A 17,980-nucleotide genomic window follows, 5' to 3' on the forward strand; every position below is an offset into this window, starting at 1 on the left:
ATAAAGGAAAAAAAGACGGATCGCAATTTTCATTATTTAAAACTCTGTGCAATAAAGCGAATCATAGGAACCCAGGCCAGCTCGGAAGGGTGCAAACGATCCCAGTTCCAGCCATTCTGATAAGGCATGGCGTACATATCGAAATAAGGGATCTGGTTCGCTTCCAGAATGGTTTGAATTTGCTTATCAACCGGACGGAAGGTATCGGTATTGTAAAGCGCCCAGGGATTCACCGGGTCGACGATAGCAATCACCTGCACGTGACGGTCTTTCAGCAACTGGACAGTTTTTCTGAACGCGGCGATTTGCGCAGGTACGACCGGCGTGTCATCCCACTGCTGTCGCGTACCGTCCTCCTCGTAAATCGTTTTGTCCATCCACAGAGTGGCCGCGCTCTGCTGGCGTTTTTTATTGAGCTCGCGTGCATGAGCCAGCTCTTTATCCCAGTCCGGGGTGATGTGGGTTGTGGGCTGCTGCGGCCAGGGCTGCACCGTCCCGGGCGTGACGTGGAGCAGCGTCAGCCAGTCGTTTTTAATCAGGGTGCAGATATTGGCAAACTGGTAACTCAGCTCGTCCCACATCAGACCGGGGTGCCAGCCAAAGACGCGCATTTGACCAAAGGTTAAATGACTTATTTCTTGAGCATCAATATGCTTTAAGTAATTTACCAGCAACGGGCGCGCCTGCGGATCCTGCATCAGCGGATTAAAAACAGAGGCCGGGAAATTATCGGCATAGATAGCAGGAGGCAAACCTTTTGAATAAAAGCTGTCCGGTGCCAGAAGCAAAACAACTTTACTGTTTGCGTTAAGGCTATTTTTAAAACGTGAGAGCAGCAAAAATTGCGTTTCGTCATCGACAAAGGCATCGCCATACGCCACAACGGGTTGGTGCAATTGCTTATTATAGTAATTATATACCGCGTAATGTTCATCTTCCGAGGTCGCAACCTCAGACGCACCAATGAAAAAAATCGCATTCCCTTCTAAGGCATGGGAAATAGTCGCTATTTTTTCCGCTTGTTCTTTCGGCGTGCCCGCCATTGATTTAATCAGCGGCTGGAAGGTGAGGGGCGGATTAACGCCCGACACGAACGGATGAACACAAAGGAACAACATGGCCAGGGTCGCCATCAGGATATGTAAGCAAAGCGTATTTTTGATTTTCATCATCAACCAGTAAGACTACATGGCAGTAATTTCTACAATCTGTGGGTAATCAAATTCATAACAATTACACAACAAATGGCGGTCTATTTTTTTTGGGCATTCTATACCAGAGTGTTTTAAAAGGATGAGCGTTGCTGTGTAACGGTATGTACAAGGGGGCGAAGAAAGAACGGGGACCCCGGCTCGGTGGCTTTTTGAGCAATCAACCCTCCGTAGTCAAAAATAGAAAAATTCCTGCTTTACAAGGCGCTAATAGATGTTTATAGTGCGCCTCACTTTGGAAGCGTGGCCGAGCGGTTGAAGGCACCGGTCTTGAAAACCGGCGACCCGAAAGGGTTCTAGAGTTCGAATCTCTACGCTTCCGCCAAATTCGAAACCCAGGTCGTTATGCGACCTGGGTTTTTTGTTTTCTGTCGGTTTCAGCATGCATGCTGACGAGGCGCAGGAACGGCGTTCTGGTACCCGTCACGCTGGCGCTGTCAGGGAGCGAAAAGCGTTATCAGCAGGACACACAACACCCTGCTCTATTTATAGCTCAACGGGTTGTTTTATATTTTTTAACATCCACTCCCTGGTTATTCCTGATTTTAATGGCCATACGTTTTTTCGTATAATAAAACGCTGCCTCCATTATCCGAGACACAAAAGTGAACAGGTTCTTAATAATCTTTCATGTTTCATTTCATTTTCTGCAAGTAGTTTGGCCTGAGCCGCAAAACTGATTAAATCATGGTATGGATCACTGCCGACAAAGCCTAACTAAAATATAATGGCGGTATCCTTCTGAAGCAGGGTTTATTCGCTTCAAAAAAATACTGTTACCCACCATGAATGGAAGACATGATGAGAGGAAAAATCCCCAAGAGCGAGTTGCTGGTGACGTTCGAAGTTGTGGCACGTCACGAAAGCTATACCCGCGCCGCAGAAGAGCTGGCGTTAACGCAGAGTGCAGTGTTCAGACAGGTGACGGCCCTGGAGGAATTTTTACACACCTCATTATTTAACCATGCCAAAAAACGGATTTTTCTGAATGCGGCAGGAAAGCATTATCTGAATATCGTCAAAGAGACGCTGAATAAGCTGGAGCGCGATACCAATATGATAATGAATTGGCAGCCTGCTGTTCAGGTAGTGGAACTGGCGGTCAATCCCACCTTCAGTACGCATTGGCTGATCCCCAATTTATGGGAGTTTAATAAATTAAATCCTGATATTATTGTTAATATTCACTCGCTGGCCAATATCGGCGATTTTTTGAATCGTGAATATGATGCGGCTATTATGCGCGCAGATTTTTGTTCTCCGTGGTCGGAAGTCGATTATTTATTTGAAGAGGAGATCCTGCCGGTCTGCAGCCGCAGCTTGCTTCCTCATGCGGAGCAGAAACTGGGGGTTGAGGAGTTGCTAAGGGAGTTCCCGCTGTTACATCAAAGCACTCGCATCAATGGCTGGCAGGAGTGGTTTGCGCTCTCCGGTATTACCAGTCCGGACGTGAATCTGGGCCCGCGTTTTGACCTTCTCTCGATGCTGATTGCCGCAGTACGATCGAATCTTGGGGTTGCGCTGCTTCCCCGCTTCGCCATCCAGCATGACCTGGACTGCGGCGAGATGGTAATCCCCTGTGATGTGCCTATCCGCACCGGCAACCGCTTTATCATGACATGGCGGGAAGAAAAGTCTCAGGCACAGCCGTTACAAGTCTTCCGCGAGTGGCTGTTGCAAAAATCAGTGGTATCCCCGGTTGAGTCATAATGCCGGATGGCGGCAGTGCAGCGCGCCATCCGGTGCAGACACGCTTACCAGTCGATGCCCTCCTGCGCCTGGATACCGCTGTCAAATGCGTGTTTAACCGGGCGCATTTCGCTGACCGTGTCGGCAAGCGCCAGTAATTGCGAGTGACAGCCGCGTCCGGTGACAATCACGGTCTGCTGTACCGGACGGTTCTCCACCGCCGCGATCACCTCCTGACTGTCCAGATAGTGATAAGCCAGCATATAGGTGAGCTCATCCAGAACCACCAGGTCATAACGTGGGTCAGCCAGCATGCGTTTGCTCTCCTGCCACACCGCCGTTGCGGCCTGAATATCCGTTTCCCGGTTTTGTGTTTCCCACGTAAAACCGGTGCCCATAATGTGAAATTCGACGCCGAGCGGATGCAGGGTGTTGTATTCGCCATTATCCCACTGACCTTTAATAAACTGCGCGACGCCAACGGTTTTACCGTGCCCGACGGCACGCGTCGCCGTGCCGAAGGCGGCGGTGGACTTTCCTTTTCCGTTGCCGGTGAAGACGATCAGAATGCCTCTCTTCTCCGTTGCCGCCGCTACGCGGCTCTCAACCTGCTCTTTACGCTTTTGCTGCCGTTGGCGGTGTCTGTCTGCGTTAGCTCGCGCTTCCATAATGGCTCCTTAATGTCCGGCAGGGCAGGATGCGCAGCGATGCTGCTGCTCAAACTGGCTGAAGAAATTATTTCCTTTGTCGTCAACCAGCATAAAGGCCGGCAGATTTTCGACCTCCATCATCCACACTGCCTCCATGCCCAGTTCGGGATACTCAAGGCAGCGCAGGCTTTTCACATACTGCTGCGCCAGCAGAGCCGCCGCACCGCCGATACTGCCGAGGTTGAAGCCGCCGTGCTTATGGCAGGCATCGGTGACCTGCTGGCTGCGGTTGCCTTTGGAAAGCATGATCAGGCTTCCGCCCGCGGCCTGGAAAGCATCGACGTAGCCATCCATGCGCCCGCCGGTGGTCGGACCGAGGGAACCGCAGGCCTGATTCTCCGGTGTTTTCGCCGGGCCAGCGTAATAGACGATATGGTTTTTCATATACTCCGGCATCGGTTCGCCGTTATCCAGCCGCGCTTTGATTTTGGCGTGAGCGATATCGCGGGCGACCACGATCGGGCCGCTTAATGACAACCGGGTGCCGATCGGCAGGATGGACATATCGCGCAGAATCTCGCGCAGCGGGCGGTTCAGGTTGATCTGTACGGTCCGGGCGTCGTTTTCCTCACGGCAGGCGTCCGGGATGTATTTCCCTGGGTTATGTTCCAGCTTCTCCAGCCAGATACCCTGCTTGTTGATTTTCGCTTTGATATTTCGGTCAGCGGAGCAGGAAAGTGCCATGGCGACAGGGCAGGAACCGCCGTGTCGCGGCAGGCGGATGACGCGAATATCGTGGGCGAAGTACTTGCCGCCAAACTGGGCGCCGATGCCGAATTCGCGGCTGGCGTTGAGCAGCGTGGTTTCCAGCGCCGTGTCGCGGAACGCCTGACCCAGCTCGTTCCCGCTGGTGGGCAGATTGTCATAATATTTTGTTGAAGCCAGCTTCGCGACCTTCAGCGCCTGGTCGGCAGAGAGGCCGCCGACCACAAAGGCAATGTGATACGGTGGACAGGCTGCAGTACCGAGCGACTTCATCTTCTCGATCAGGAACGCGGTGAGTTTCTCCGGCTGCAAAATGGATTTCGTTTCCTGGAAAAGCGCGGCTTTGTTAGCAGAACCGCCGCCTTTATTGACAAACAGGAAGCGGTATTCGCTCCCCGGTGTGGCGCTGATGTCTATCTGCGCCGGCAGGTTGGTCTGGGTATTTACCTCGGTATACATGTCCAGCGGTGCGTTTTGCGAATAGCGCAGGTTACACTCGCTAAAGGTGGCGTAAATCCCTCTGCTCAGCGCTTCGGCATCGTCACCACCGGTCCAGACGTGCTGGCCTTTGCTCGCCACAATGGTGGCCGTGCCGGTATCCTGACAGTTTGGCAGTACGCCTTTTGCCGATACTTCGGCGTTGCGCAGCAGTTGCAGGGCGACATACTTATCGTTACTGCTGGCCTGCGGGTCGTGCAGAATGCTGGCTATCTGCTTTAAATGTCCGGCGCGCAGGAAAAATGAGGCTTCATAAAACGCCTGCTGGGCCAGCAGGGTCAATGCCTCAGGCGCCACTTTAATGACCTCCTCGCCCTCCAGCTCCGTCACCGTAACGTGTTGCGCGCTGAGGAGTTCATATTCCGTCGTATCTTCACTCTGAACAAACAGGTCCTGCCAGACAAATGGTTTAGACATAGCACTTCTCACTTTGTGGTTGTTTTTACCGGGCACTGGCGCAACTGCCGCGCCCGGCTTACAGAATCACAGTCGGTTGGGTTCAATGGGCTAAAAAGAGACTGGCCTGCGTCGCCTCAGCGACATACGCAATCGTCTGCTGGGCGCGGACGCTATTCCCGGCGGCATCCAGCGGTGGCGAATAGACCGCGATGGCGTATTGGCCGGGCACGATGGCAACCATGCCGCCGCCGACGCCGCTCTTCGCCGGGATCCCAACGGTGTACAGCCATTTGCCGCTGCCGTCGTACAACCCGGCAATCGCCATTTCCGCCAGAACCTGCGGCACGTAGCGTTCATTCAGCAACTGCTTACCGTTGAAAGGCGATTTGCCCCTGTTCGCCAGCACTGCGCCCATTTTGGCGAGCTGCTCAACGGTGATGTCTACAGAACACTGGCGGGTATAGATTTCGACGGCATCCCGGGTATCGCCATAAAAGCTGTTATAGGACGCCATCAGCATCGCCAGCGCCTGGTTATGCTGATTGGTCTCCATTTCTGATTTGAACACCGGCTCGTTGACGGTCAGCGAGGCATCCGCCCACGCGTTGAGGTTATCGAGAATTTTGTTCCAGCGGTCGGACTTATCTTTCGCCTCAATCAGGCTTACCGTGCTCATCGCCCCTGCATTGACCAGCGGGTTTTCCGGCGCCCCTTTGGTCAGCTCAACCGCCAGGCCGGAGTTGAAGGGCAGACCGGTCGCACTGGCGCCGAGTTTATCCAGGACCTCCTGTGGGCCACGCTGCTCCATCGCCAGCGCCAGGGTGAAAACTTTGCTCAGCGACTCCATGGGAAATGCTTTTTTCACATCGCCAACCTGGTAAATGTTGCCGTCAACGGTGGCGAGGGTGATGGCGAAATTATTGGGGCTATAGGTCGCCAGGGCGGGAATGTAGTCGGCGACTTTTCCCTCAAAATTATCTTTAAATTTTTGATGAGCCTGCTCCAGCAGCTGCGCGTAATCCGGCGCGGGTTGCGCCAGCGTGGCGGCGCTAAAAAACAGGCTGACGGATAAGAGGCTGACGCCGAAAATGTTTATCTTCATGGGCTATCCTGTAAATCGAAAAACGACAGGCCAACGACCGTTGGCCTTTGTAATCAATACATGGCGATTTCAGTGTCTGAAGCGGTACTTTCTTTGGCCGGAACCTTGCCGCGGCAGCCGACGCCGAAGTGCTCGCCTTCCCAGCGACCGACGATAGCGGCACCCATCGCGTTACTCATCACGTTGGTGGCGGAACGGCCCATGTCGAGGAATGGATCGACGCCCATCAGCAGAATCAGGCCCGCTTCCGGAATGTTGAACTGGTTGAGCGTGGCGGCAATAACCACCATTGATGCACGCGGCACGCCCGCCATCCCTTTCGAGGTCAGCATCAGGATCAGCAGCATGGTGATCTGCTCCCCAATGCTCAGTTCGATATTGCAAGCCTGGGCGATAAACACGGTAGCAAACGAGCAGTAGGCCATTGAGCCGACGAGGTTAAAGGAGTAGCCGATCGGCAGGACAAAGCTGGCAATCCTGGAGGAGACGCCGAATTTTTCCAGTTTGTTCAGCGTGCCAGGGAAAGCCGCTTCTGAACTTGACGTCGTAAAGGCCAGCAGCGCAGGTTCGAGGATCGCTTTTGTCAGACGACTGATGCACGGACCGACAATCATGGTGGACAGGCCAATCAGAATCGCCCACAGCAGGCCGAGCGTCATGTAGAACTCGCCCATGAAAATACCGGCGCTGACCATTACACCCAGACCGCGTTCGGCAATCAGCCCGGAGATCGCGGCAAACACGGTCAGCGGTGCAAACAGCATGACGTAGCCCGTCAGCTTGAGCATCACATGGACCAGAGAGTCGAGCACCTTAATGATGGGCTCGGCTTTCTCGCCAATGGCCGCCAGGCTGCAACCCAGGAAAATGGAGAACACCACGATTTGCAGAATCTCGTTACGGGCCATGGCATCAACGATGCTGGTCGGTACCGCGTGAGAGATAAATACTTTCAGCGTAAACGGTTCGGACTGAACGGCCGCAACGGCCCCGGCGTCATGAGCGACAAAGTTAATCCCTGCACCAGGCTGGAAGATATTGACGATAACCAGCCCCAGCGCGATCGATAGCAGTGAAGCACAAATAAAGAGGAAAAAGGTTTTGGAGAATATACGGCCGAGTGTTTTCGCATCACCCATTTTGGCTATGCCGACCACCAGGGTTGAAATAACCAGCGGGGCGATAATCATTTTCACCATGCGTAAGAATATCGTGGTGAAAATAGAAATATCCTGTGCGTACGATTTTGCTGTATCTGCTGATGCCATATTATTAATGACCACCCCGGCTATCATGCCGAGTATCAAACCTAATATGATCATTTTTGTTAAGCTTATTTTTTTCATGTTTACTCCATCGGATAAAGGTTGGTTAATGTGTAGGGTCGCGTGCGCCTGAGCCCTGACGAGCCGCTCAGACGCACGTTTGTTGTGACCAACCGCATGAATTATCTGGAATACAGTGATACAGCTAATATCTATATCCCAATGGACGTTGTTGTATTTGTAGTGTTACAGATCAAACTCAATGCTTAATAACGGTGCATGCTGCTGGGCACCATAAACATCATTGTCACCAATGTTGCCGGAGATAATATCGCGAGGCATGACGATTTTGACCGCATTGGCCGGGTCGAACCAGACAATGCGATGTATAAAGTCAGGCTTCACGTTATATAAACGGGCGATAAGCTGTGGCGTTAATTGCTTCGAGGCTTTTACCCGCTGATAGTCTTCATGCGTTTTAAATAAAATATCCAGAACCAGCTCATACGGTCCGGCGTTTTTTGAGCGAATGACCTGTGCCAGTGAGCGAATACTCTGTTTCATAACTGAACCCCTTCTGGCGTGACCTGCTCGAGGTGGAAATCAAATCGCAGCGCGTCGCTCGCTTCGATCAGGTGATAGATTGAGAACTCATACACCGGGCCGCTCTGAATGTCGGAAGGGGAGAACGGGAACGCGAGGTTGCCCGCTGTGGCGATCCGGTTTTCATAGCCGTAATGCAGCAGGGTAGAGCGCACCAGCGAACAGACGCTGTTGGCGATATCCTGGGTGGGAGCCACCACATCCAGCAAAATACCCAGCTCGTGCCCGGCAGACTGCACCGGCTCATGGTTGCCCATCACGCCATTCTTTCCGTACAGGTGAAACGTCATGCGGATACTGTCGTCATTCAGCGAGAGGTTGCGCTTCACGCTGACCTGCACTTCTTCGAGGATGTTATCGATCCCGGCAATCATGATTGGGTCGCGCGTACCGGCAATGGTCAGACAGCGGAAGCCGACCCGACGAGCGCCTTCCAGCTTCAGTGCATACGGCGTTTCTTCGTGGCGGGAACCGCTGACGTACACTTCGCCCTCATTGACCGCTTTGAAGCTACACCCTTTCAGGTTCAGCACGCCGCCCGGCCCCGGCAGGAAGTACGGGTCGGATTTCTCATACAGGGTGTGCGCCGCGGCCGACGTTTCGGTGAATTTACGCTTCGGATTAAAGGTTTTCAGCGTAAAGCCGTGCTCGTCAATGATGCCCATCGCGCAGTCGGAGCCGGACCCTGGCGTAGCGGCAATCGCCGCGCACTCAAGGATCTTACCGCAGTGCAGCGCCAGACCTTCATCGAAGCCCTGCATAATGGGCAGTGCGGCAAAGCAGGCCGGATCGTACGCCCGCCCGCCCAGTACCACCTGTGCCCCGGCCGCCAGTGCCCGCTGGAAAGGCTCAATGCCCATCTGCGCCACGATATAGGTGCTCTCTTCGATGGCCTCGTGGGTCAGTTCCGGGACGAAATCCAGGGCTGTGATTTTCCCGTTATCCAGTGCCTGATGCACCGTGGCTTTATCGACATCCGATGGGATCAGCGCCATCGAGAATGAGAGCTTCTCTTCCTGAGCAATCTCAAGGATTATCTGCCGGCACCACTCCAGATGCGGTGCGGCACCGGACCCTCCGGCGGTACCGATCACCACCGGGATGTTGTGCTTAACGCCAGCCACAATCATATAGCGCAGATCGCGTTTTACCCCCGCCCGGTCGGTGAAAGGCTTACCTGCCCCCAGGTAGTGGGGACCCGGGTCGGATGAGCCCGCGTCGACAGCAATAAGATCCGGCGAGGCTTCCATGGCCTTACGAAAACTCTCTTCCGGGAAGCCATAACCCAGGATTGCCGTTGGCGATAAGATCTTAAATGTACGTGCCATCATTTAATCCTTAGTTTGCAACAATGCGATGGTGCGGTGCATTTCGTTAAACACGATGTTAAGGCCTTCATCGAAGCCCATGCCCGGTTTAATCAACATGCGCATCGGGCGAGCGGCCAGAGCCACGTGCACGCAGGTGCGGGCGCTGATTTCCGTTTCGTTACAGGTACCGCCCTGATAGGCTTCCATGCCATGTTTGTTGCAGTACAGCACCGCATCAACGATGTTGTGAATACCGCCCAGATCCGGGGTTTTGATCTGCACCATGTGGCAGCTGCCCGCATCGGTGAAGTCCACAATGTCCTGATAGGTGTTACACCACTCATCGGCAACGATTTTCACGCCAGAGCCCAGACGCATCAGCTCGTGGGTGATGGCGGTCAGCAGGCGGATTTGATCCGGTTTATTACCCGCATCCACCGGTCCCTCAATATAGAGCGGCAGGCCCTGGGCCTCTTTTTCGAGGCTGGCGATATAGGCGGCGCAACGTACCGGGTCCATATCGAAAATCAAACCGATAGTGCCGTACACGTCGATGTGCAGCGTCGGGCGATAGTGCGGGCTGGTGCGCAGGCTTAAGATGCGGTCGGATAACCAGCGCACATACTCACGCAGTTTTTCCCCTTTCAGGCCCAGTTTCTCTTCCACGTTGTTGATAAGCGCATGCGGCAGTACGTCAACGCCTTTGAGGATCATCTTGTCGACGGCGATATAGCGGTCGTCGCCGCTCTGTCCGAATAACGGAATGGCTTCAGGGACACACGGCAGTTGCCATTCATCACAAACGACTTCCGTTTTCAGACGACCGGTCGCCAGTGCCGTCGCGTCGAGCAGCGCCTGCGACAGACCATAACGTACGGCGGTATGCAGCAGATGGCCGTCGATACGCAGTTCGTCAAAGAATCGGGCGTTCGTCAGGAAGCGGTCAACGTCGCGGCCTTCCAGCAGCGGCTTGATGTGATCGTTAAGGAACGGAATGAAGTGTTCAGCCAGGAACAGCGGATCGCGACCGCCTGCACCTGAATATTGCACCGCTGCACAATCGCCCACCGCCACCGCGCCGTTTTCCAGAATCAACTGTACGGAGACGCATTCACCCGCCTGTCGAACTGACGTAAACCCAGGCGTGACCGGGTTGCCGGTATAGATAAATCCGTCATGCCCGGCGCCGTTTTTAATTGCCTGCTGATCGTCAAAATAGAATGAGGAGTAGCCTGCGGTGAAAAGGGCCTGTTTAATTTTCATTATGGTCTTCCTATTAATTTACTGTGGGATACCGCGTTGATGTCATCAACAACCATCTGGAATGAGGGTTTACGTCCTTCAAAACGCGCGCGCTCGGCGACGTAATCGTGATGCAGGTCGAGGATATCTTTCGGCAGCGGAACCGCGCCGGCTTCCAGCACGCGAATGGCACCGGCGTTATCACGAACCGGCAGAATTTTGCCCGCATTGCAGGAGGCGGGGGCAAACGGCACGTCCAGCACGCCAGCTTCAAACGCCAGCACCGTACCGCGCGCGACATCGCCGTTGCCCAGCTCGAAGACTTTCTTCAGCACGGCGCGGACTTCACTCTTAATCAGCTCGACTTCCTGCTCGACGGCGGCACACGGCGGGAATTTCTGATCGCTCACCATGTTGAGCATCTGACGCGAGGCTTTCAGTCCCTGGGCGTTGGCGGCGGCGGTGGGTATACCGAATGCTTCGTGCGGGCTCTTGGTGATCACTTTGGTCGCTCCGGACATACCGGCCACCGCTGCGCCCCAGGAGATAATGGCAAACGCTTTCGACTCATCTTCCGGGAACCCCCCCATCCACTGGTGGAAGACGGTGCTCAGCTCGTAATCGTCAAAACCGTGGTTATGGAAATATTCGTGGGACAGTTCACGCAGAGCCTGAATAGCAGCAATATCCTGCGTCAGGCTACCCACCTGGCCGTAGCCAACGGTGATTGACTTCACGCCCTGTTCCAGCGCCAGCAGACCTTCGATAATCGCCACCGAGTGGGAGACAAACGGCGGGATCAGGGTGCCGGTCAGCGGGCCAAACGGTTCACGGTTGATACGAATACCGTTCTCTTCATAAAGACCCATCAGGCGGTCGCAGTATTGCCAGTCGCGAATGGATTTTTCCAGGGTGACGCGCTTAGCGTACGGAATGTTGTAAGAGATACCGCCGCCTTCATAGCTGGTAAAACCGCTGGCCATAGCGATCTCCGCCAGCAGGCGCGCATCCGGCGTGCCGTGACGTACCTGAATCGGTTTCTCCAGCGCTTCGGTCATGCGTCGGCAGGCGGCGACGCCGTGGTTGACGACCGGTAAGCCGTTGAGTTTGGAGGTACCCGCTTCGATGGATTTTTGGATCCCTACCGCGGCCTCTTCATAGCGATTCAGACGGGTATAGGCATCGATGGTGCTGGGCAGCAAATCACACTCTTCCTGCAGCGTTTTCAGCAGGGCGATATGTTCATCCATGAGCGCTACGCCTGCGCGCGGCTGGCTCAGGGTTTTACCTTCCTGGTCGGCCTTCAGTAGTGCGTGAGAAAAGCGTTTTTGCTCAGGAATGGTTTGCTGGTACTTCACGCCATCTTCGAAGTTCTCAACGTCCTTGCCGGTATGCCAGGTTTGTAAGACCTGTTGCCGCTCAGTCATGAATTCGTCATGGGTTAGCTTTTTATTTCGAAGTTCCATTCGTTGCTGCCTTAGGTTTTATAGGGTTAAACAATGAATACTGGTGCGAGCCGCCGCCTGCGGGTCCAGCCTGGCGACATTCGCCAGCAGAGGAAGCAGACCTTTTGCATCGCGGTAATAATCAAACTGCCCGGGTAAAAGAACGCGTCTGCTGCTGTCGTCCAGCTCGCGGTACTTCAGCCAGCGGTGTACATCGAACTGGCTGGCGCGGGAGAGCCATCCCCCGGAACCCACCACTTTGCGCACGGTGGTGAGATCGCGCCCCACCTGCAAATCGACGTTGCCGACGCAGGTACAGACCTGTTTTTTGGTGCCGGCATGGCGTTCGCTGGCGTACCCCACGCACAGCCCGGCCAGTAGCGTGTCGAAATGTTTTTCTTCTTCGGTGACAGGCAGATAATCCGGATGTGCGACCAGATGACGCAGATAGCCATAAAACGCGTCCTTGCGTTGAGGCTGATGGGCGAACACCGCGTTCACCAGTTCCTGCGTACTTTCACCGACCACGACCGCCGAGACGCGCATGCCGAGGTCTCCCTCTACGGTGCGTTTCACAAATGGCTCAGGTACGCCGTGCAGAACGGTATCCGGCGAGAGCGTATTGGCGCTGGCGGAATAGACGTCGGTGGTGGCACCGCCCATGTCGATCAGCATGAATTCTTTCCACGCGCTGTCGACCTCACTGATCGCTTTCACCAGCTCGTAGACGGTCCACGGCGTGGGCATCGGCTCTTCGCCGGTTTCCCCGACGATAACGTCCAGTCCTTTCCCCTTCACGATGCGGGAAAGAAACACATCGCAGATGGCCTTGCGGGCGGCATAAGGATTCGGGTGATCGAGGTCAGGCAACACATTGTCGACGGTGATCAAATCTTTATGGCCAAGAATGGCCTGCACGTCGTCCTGAATATCGCGATTTCCGGCGTAAATAATGGCGCAATCCAGCGAGGACGCTGCCAGCGCGCGAGCATTGGCAAGACCGTAGCTCTCTTCTCCGCCGTCCGTACCGCCTGTGAACAGCAGGATGTCCGGCGGGGAGTCCTCCAGCGCCTGGATATCGTGGCGGTTCAGTTTGTAGGAGTAGTACTGAGCGATTTTGGCGCCCGCTGAATGGGCGGTGACTTTGGCCGACTCCAGGGTTATCGACGGCACCAGCCCCATTGCGGCAACGGCGAGGCCGCCTTTTGCCGACGAAGAGTATTTCAGCGTAACGTCCCCGCTGTTCAGCAACGGTCGCGCATCGGCAACGTTAAGCACCTGGTTCAGGCTGGTAAAGAAGCCCTCAGCCAGATGGTGGGTCGTCGTTGGGGTCAGCACGTGGTTGACCAACGTAAGCGCATCACCCTCCGGCGTGAAGAGTGCGGCTTTGGTCCACGTCGAGCCAATGTCGACTGAGACGATTTGCATCAGAAGCCCTCTTCAAGACAGAGCTCTTCAACGCGCTGACGCTGCTGGATATCATTCGCCATCAGCTGACAGACGTCTTCCAGGTCGTGGCTCGGGGCGAACACGCGGTTGAAACCCATCTCTTTGAATTTGGCTTCGACATCGGCAAAATCGTGCTTGCCCACGACCAGATTACCGCCAACAAAAAGCAGAATGTCGCCGATACCGCGTTCGATGCAGCGCTCACGCAGCCCCAGGCAGTCGATGTCGCCATGGCCGTAGATGGATGAAACGACAATAGCATCAGCACCTGTTTCGATGGCCGCATCAATATATTCATCCTGGCTTACCATGACACCAAGATTGATAACGTGAAAATCATGAGAAGTAAAAACGCGGTCCAGAACTTTATTGCCTACCGCATGGCAGTCAGCACCAATGACGCCAATGACAAGTGTTGATTTCTTCATGGGTAATCCTCTGTAGGGCTGCTTGTGAAAATACAATGGGTATTAAAAATGAATAATGTACACAGGGTCTGCTAATGGTGTTGAAGTGTGTTTGGAAGAGGAAAGGGAAGCAATTGATCTATTTTCAAAAAATCCTTCCCAAAACGATGATGGTGATACCTTGTCATTATAAGGTCTTTTAAATCAAAGCTTTGCGTGTGGATTATTATTGCTTTGATATTTATCTGTAAACGTTGCTGACAAAACCAATGTAATATTTGTGATCGCGCGCCTGTTTTATTGTTGAAGGCGTTTAATATTGTTTTTAAGCGTGACAGGCATCGCGATATTGTCGTGCGGGCAGGGCGGGGAGGTTATTTGCGGTTTTATTGATATTGGTCATAAATACCATTCGTACAATTAAGGGAGAGTGATAAACACATCAACTTTTTGACCTGTGGAGGGGATATATAATTCAGCGCTAATTTTAATTATCCGTTTTCTTGCTTCTTTGAATATTTAATCTGAGGATATAATGATGAGTAAAGGGAAAGTTTGGCTTGTAGGGGCAGGGCCTGGCGATGCGTCTTTGATAACGGTAAAAGGTCTGCACTGTATCCGCCACGCGGAAGTGATTGTCCACGATCGCCTGGTTAACCCCGAACTCCTGGCGCAGGCTCCGGCAGGCTGTTTGATTATTGATGTCGGTAAAACCCCGAGCCATCATCCGGTTCCTCAGGAACAAATCAATGCCCTGCTGGTCAGGCATGCCGGGGAGGGACGGCAGGTGGTGCGCCTGAAAGGCGGGGACCCTTACGTTTTTGGTCGCGGGGGCGAAGAGGCCGAGCAGCTGGCGAAAGACGGCCTCGCGTTCGAAGTTGTGCCGGGGATCAGTTCTGCGATTGGCGGACTGGCCTATGCCGGGATCCCGGTCACGCACCGTCATTACGCCTCCAGTTTTCATATAGTGACCGGTCATATGTGCCAGGGGAACGACCCGCAAAACTGGCATGCGCTGGCGAAAATCAACGGAACGCTGATCGTTTTGATGGGAATGACCCGGCTGACGGAAATCTGCCAGCAGCTGATTGAGGGAGGCATGTCCGCTACGACGCCGGTAGCGGTGGTGATGTATGCCAGCCAGTCTCGTCAGCAGATCGCCAAAGGTACGCTGACCGATATCCATCTTGAGGTTGAACGTCAAAAACTGCATGCTCCTGCGCTTATTGTTGTCGGTGAGGTCGTCAACCTGCAGGAGATACTGGCGTTTTCCGCATCACATCTTGCGCTGAATGAGGTTGCTGTCTGATGTTATCCTCACATGTAGCGAAATAGCCGAGTGAAACGAATGAGTGAGCATGGTGGTAACGTTCTGGAAACGGGACTGCAGTTGGGGATTGATCCCGGGTTGCTGTTGGACTTTAGCGCGAACATCAATCCGTTAGGGCTACCCGAGCGCGTCAGGTCGCTCATTGTGTCCCATCTGGATATCATCATGCAGTATCCGGACGTTGAATACCGCCATCTTCATCAGGCGCTGGCCAGCGCCAGTCGGTGTGACTATGACCAGACGATTGCCGGGAATGGCGAAACGGAGTTGATCTATGGCCTGGTGCGAACGCTTGCCCCCCGCCGGGCGATGCTGCTGGTGCCGGGGTTTGCCGAGTATCGCCGGGCATTGCAGCAGCAGGGGTGCCAGATAATCGATTATGTACTGAGTGAGTCGAACGGATTTCAGGTGGATTTTTCCCTACTGGACGCCGTTCGCGCGCACCGGCCCGATTGCCTGTTCATCGCGACCCCAAACAACCCTACCGGGTTAATGCCTGATGCCGATCTACTCGACCGCCTGGTCTCGCTGTGCGAAGCGTTGCAGGTTGCGCTGATTGTTGATGAAGCATTCATCGATTTTATGCCGCAGGGCTCGACGCTGGCACCACGGCTGGCTGAGTCACGCTATCTTTACCTGCTGCGTTCCCTGACCAAGTTTTTTGCCATTCCCGGACTGCGCCTGGGATATCTGCTGAGCGGGAATACGCACATTATTCGCCAGATGAAACGCACCCGTGAACCCTGGTCCGTGAATGCGTTATCGGCGCTGGTGGGGCAGCATTTGTTACTGGATGAGGACTATATTTCTCGCAGCCATGCCTGTATCGCCCGGGAGCGGGATTTCTTGTGGCAGGCGATGACGCGCTTTTCATCGCTGGTGGTCTGGGAGCCGCAAGCCAATTTTATTTTCTTCCGCTGCCTGCGTCAGGGGTTCAACCTGAAGGCAGCGCTGCTCGGCCATCACATCGTTATCCGCCACTGTGAAAACTACCCGGGGCTCGATCGTGACTACTATAGAATTGCCGTGCGTACCGAAGCGGAGAACCGCCGGTTTATTGCCGCGCTGAGTCAGGTTTTAGAAGGCTAAGGCGATGGACTATTTTCCGATTTTTTGCAACCTGAAGGGTAAACGCTGCCTGATCGTCGGTGGCGGGCAGGTGGCGACGCATAAGGCGAATAGTTTGCTGGCAGCCGGGGCAGTGCTGCGTCTGGTTGCCCCCACCCTGACGCCAGAACTTGCCGGCCTGCACGCGTGCGGTGACATCGAATGGTTCCCGGCAACGTTTGCGCCGCAGTATCTGCACTCCTGCTGGCTGGTCATCGCCGCGACCAGCGATCCGCAGGTGAACCGTCAGGTCGCCGGGGCTGCCAGCGCGAGGCATCTGTTTTGCAATGTCACAGACGACCTTTCTGCTGCCACCTTTATTTCACCGGCCATTATTGACCATTCACCGGTTATTATTGCGCTCAGCTGCGGGGGCAACGCGCCGGTGTACAGTAAGATCCTCAAAGCGCATGTCGCCGCGCATCTTCCTCCGGGTATGCAGGAAAGCGTGCGGCTGGCGGGAGCGCTTCGTGGAAGGGTAAACGGTGTGTGCAGTGACCGGGAGCGCAAGCGTGCATTTTGGGCCGCGTTCTTCCGGCATGTTCCACTGCAACAGGCCCTGGCGCAGGAACACGAACACGAGGTCAGGCAGCAGGTGGAGTGGCTCATTCAGCACAGGTTGCTCTCAGAGTAGCGTCACGCCGCCTTTTACCATCCGCAGCAGGTGTTGTTCAGGCCAGTGGCGGGTGAGCTGTTTTTTCGCTAACAGCCATTTCACATAATCGACATCGTCTTTATTTCTGTCCAGCATCAGCCCCACGACGCTGCCGCTGTGCGCCACGTTGACCCCGTAGATACCGCACTCCTCCACCAGTGAGAGCAGAGCGTCAAAATCTGGTTTCGGCAGCAGCGTCTGGCTGGCGATGGCGCTGAGGGTGGCCGCTTCACCCAGCCGGTAAGGGTTTTGCGTCATACAGGCTTCCTGTACTTTTTCCCATGCGCGTTTCAGCACTGGCGCACCGGCATGTAATCCCGCCTGACGCGGGATGCGGTGGTAATCGGCCGTGCGCAGCGTTTGCGGACTTTCCAGAACAAGCAGGTCGAGATTGGGCTGCGCGTCGCAGGGAATTTGCGTAGAGGCGTCGTTATGATCGAAAAGGGTTAACTGGCGAAACACGGTGCTGTCGGTGGGTTCGAGCGAAACGCAAAGCGTTGCCAGCGTGCTTTCGTCGAGCTGATGCCCCAGATGGTGAGCGGTGGCGACGGCGGTGGCAGCAATATCTGCGGTGCTGCTGGCCATCCCTTTGGCAATCGGGATGGTCGAGTGTACATCAATGCGAATCTCCTGGCTCAACTGCGCCGGGTAGTGCCAGTACTGCAATAACCGTTCAACCATCGCGCGCGACAGCGGGCGTTCATCCGCCAGGGCTGAGCCGTGGCTCACCTCAACAGTGCTGTACCATTCGACAGGGCAGGAGACCAGCTTTTCACTGCCCAAAATCCAGCCCTGGATAAGCTCACCGCACGACGCGGGGCATTGCGCAACAGCCACGTTCTCACCTTTCTGG

16 protein-coding genes and 1 tRNA gene are annotated in these 17,980 nt (G+C 54.7%); 5 read left to right on the top strand and 12 right to left on the bottom strand.

The window, feature by feature from the left end; all coding sequences use genetic code 11:
- Positions 1 to 32: 32 nt before the first annotated feature.
- The gene (locus tag C1N69_RS07775; RefSeq protein ID WP_155031909.1) at positions 33 to 1,169 is read right to left on the bottom strand and encodes a D-alanyl-lipoteichoic acid biosynthesis protein DltD; all 1,137 of its coding nucleotides are present in this window, start codon (positions 1,167 to 1,169) and stop codon (positions 33 to 35) included.
- A gap of 279 nt (positions 1,170 to 1,448) precedes the next feature.
- Between C1N69_RS07775 and C1N69_RS07780 the strand changes: the two genes are divergently transcribed.
- Positions 1,449 to 1,536 (top strand) — tRNA-Ser (locus C1N69_RS07780).
- A 476-nt stretch (positions 1,537 to 2,012) separates the two neighbouring features.
- On the top strand, positions 2,013 to 2,921 hold the full coding sequence (locus C1N69_RS07785; protein WP_025755956.1) for a LysR substrate-binding domain-containing protein: 909 nt from the start codon (positions 2,013 to 2,015) through the stop codon (positions 2,919 to 2,921).
- 44 nt (positions 2,922 to 2,965) lie between these two features.
- Here the strand turns inward: C1N69_RS07785 and cobO are convergent, their stop codons facing one another.
- The 10 genes from cobO to glmS all read right to left on the bottom strand — a co-directional run bounded on the left by cobO (position 2,966) and on the right by glmS (position 14,056).
- Positions 2,966 to 3,568, bottom strand: a complete 603-nt coding sequence (cobO, locus tag C1N69_RS07790; protein WP_045284690.1) for a cob(I)yrinic acid a,c-diamide adenosyltransferase — start codon at positions 3,566 to 3,568, stop codon at positions 2,966 to 2,968.
- 9 nt (positions 3,569 to 3,577) lie between these two features.
- Complete coding sequence (locus tag C1N69_RS07795; RefSeq protein ID WP_155030942.1) at positions 3,578 to 5,230, bottom strand: class I fumarate hydratase; 1,653 nt, start codon at positions 5,228 to 5,230, stop codon at positions 3,578 to 3,580.
- 82 nt (positions 5,231 to 5,312) lie between these two features.
- Positions 5,313 to 6,314, bottom strand: coding sequence for a glutaminase A (gene glsA / locus C1N69_RS07800; RefSeq protein WP_025755953.1), 1,002 nt, complete (start codon positions 6,312 to 6,314; stop codon positions 5,313 to 5,315).
- Positions 6,315 to 6,367: 53 nt separating this feature from the next.
- Positions 6,368 to 7,660, bottom strand: a complete 1,293-nt coding sequence (locus C1N69_RS07805; RefSeq protein ID WP_025755952.1) for a dicarboxylate/amino acid:cation symporter — start codon at positions 7,658 to 7,660, stop codon at positions 6,368 to 6,370.
- A 165-nt stretch (positions 7,661 to 7,825) separates the two neighbouring features.
- Positions 7,826 to 8,143, bottom strand: coding sequence for a DUF4387 domain-containing protein (locus tag C1N69_RS07810; protein ID WP_025755951.1), 318 nt, complete (start codon positions 8,141 to 8,143; stop codon positions 7,826 to 7,828).
- Positions 8,140 to 9,510, bottom strand: a complete 1,371-nt coding sequence (locus C1N69_RS07815; RefSeq protein ID WP_047959786.1) for an acyclic terpene utilization AtuA family protein — start codon at positions 9,508 to 9,510, stop codon at positions 8,140 to 8,142. Before C1N69_RS07815 ends, C1N69_RS07810 begins: the two co-directional genes overlap by 4 nt.
- A gap of 3 nt (positions 9,511 to 9,513) precedes the next feature.
- Positions 9,514 to 10,755, bottom strand: coding sequence for a methylaspartate ammonia-lyase (locus tag C1N69_RS07820; protein ID WP_047958191.1), 1,242 nt, complete (start codon positions 10,753 to 10,755; stop codon positions 9,514 to 9,516).
- Positions 10,755 to 12,200: a methylaspartate mutase subunit E gene (locus C1N69_RS07825; RefSeq protein WP_025755948.1), complete on the bottom strand. Its 1,446-nt coding sequence runs from the start codon at positions 12,198 to 12,200 to the stop codon at positions 10,755 to 10,757. Before C1N69_RS07825 ends, C1N69_RS07820 begins: the two co-directional genes overlap by 1 nt.
- Before the next feature lie 18 nt (positions 12,201 to 12,218).
- A complete protein-coding gene (gene glmL / locus C1N69_RS07830; protein ID WP_045284685.1) occupies positions 12,219 to 13,607 on the bottom strand; it encodes a methylaspartate mutase accessory protein GlmL in 1,389 nt (462 codons plus the stop codon).
- Complete coding sequence (gene glmS / locus C1N69_RS07835) at positions 13,607 to 14,056, bottom strand: methylaspartate mutase subunit S (protein ID WP_024907732.1); 450 nt, start codon at positions 14,054 to 14,056, stop codon at positions 13,607 to 13,609. The genes glmL and glmS overlap by 1 nt, the downstream gene beginning before the upstream one ends.
- 517 nt (positions 14,057 to 14,573) lie before the next feature.
- On the opposite strand from glmS, the gene cobA reads away from it, so the two are divergent.
- From cobA to C1N69_RS07850, 3 genes are read left to right on the top strand one after another with little or no spacing between them, the layout of a single operon-like run.
- Positions 14,574 to 15,344, top strand: a complete 771-nt coding sequence (cobA, locus tag C1N69_RS07840; protein ID WP_155031910.1) for a uroporphyrinogen-III C-methyltransferase — start codon at positions 14,574 to 14,576, stop codon at positions 15,342 to 15,344.
- A gap of 39 nt (positions 15,345 to 15,383) precedes the next feature.
- Entirely contained in the window at positions 15,384 to 16,454 is a 1,071-nt protein-coding gene (cobD, locus tag C1N69_RS07845) for a threonine-phosphate decarboxylase CobD (RefSeq protein WP_095440958.1), read from the top strand.
- A gap of 4 nt (positions 16,455 to 16,458) precedes the next feature.
- On the top strand, positions 16,459 to 17,106 hold the full coding sequence (locus C1N69_RS07850; protein ID WP_155030943.1) for a precorrin-2 dehydrogenase/sirohydrochlorin ferrochelatase family protein: 648 nt from the start codon (positions 16,459 to 16,461) through the stop codon (positions 17,104 to 17,106).
- Here C1N69_RS07850 and C1N69_RS07855 read toward each other — a convergent pair.
- Positions 17,098 to 17,964, bottom strand: coding sequence for an L-threonine kinase (locus tag C1N69_RS07855; RefSeq protein WP_155030944.1), 867 nt, complete (start codon positions 17,962 to 17,964; stop codon positions 17,098 to 17,100). The two genes, C1N69_RS07850 and C1N69_RS07855, sit on opposite strands and share 9 nt — an antisense overlap.
- Positions 17,965 to 17,980: the final 16 nt, after the last annotated feature.

Origin of the sequence: Enterobacter sichuanensis, from assembly GCF_009036245.1 — a bacterium.
GTDB lineage: Bacteria > Pseudomonadota > Gammaproteobacteria > Enterobacterales > Enterobacteriaceae > Enterobacter > Enterobacter sichuanensis.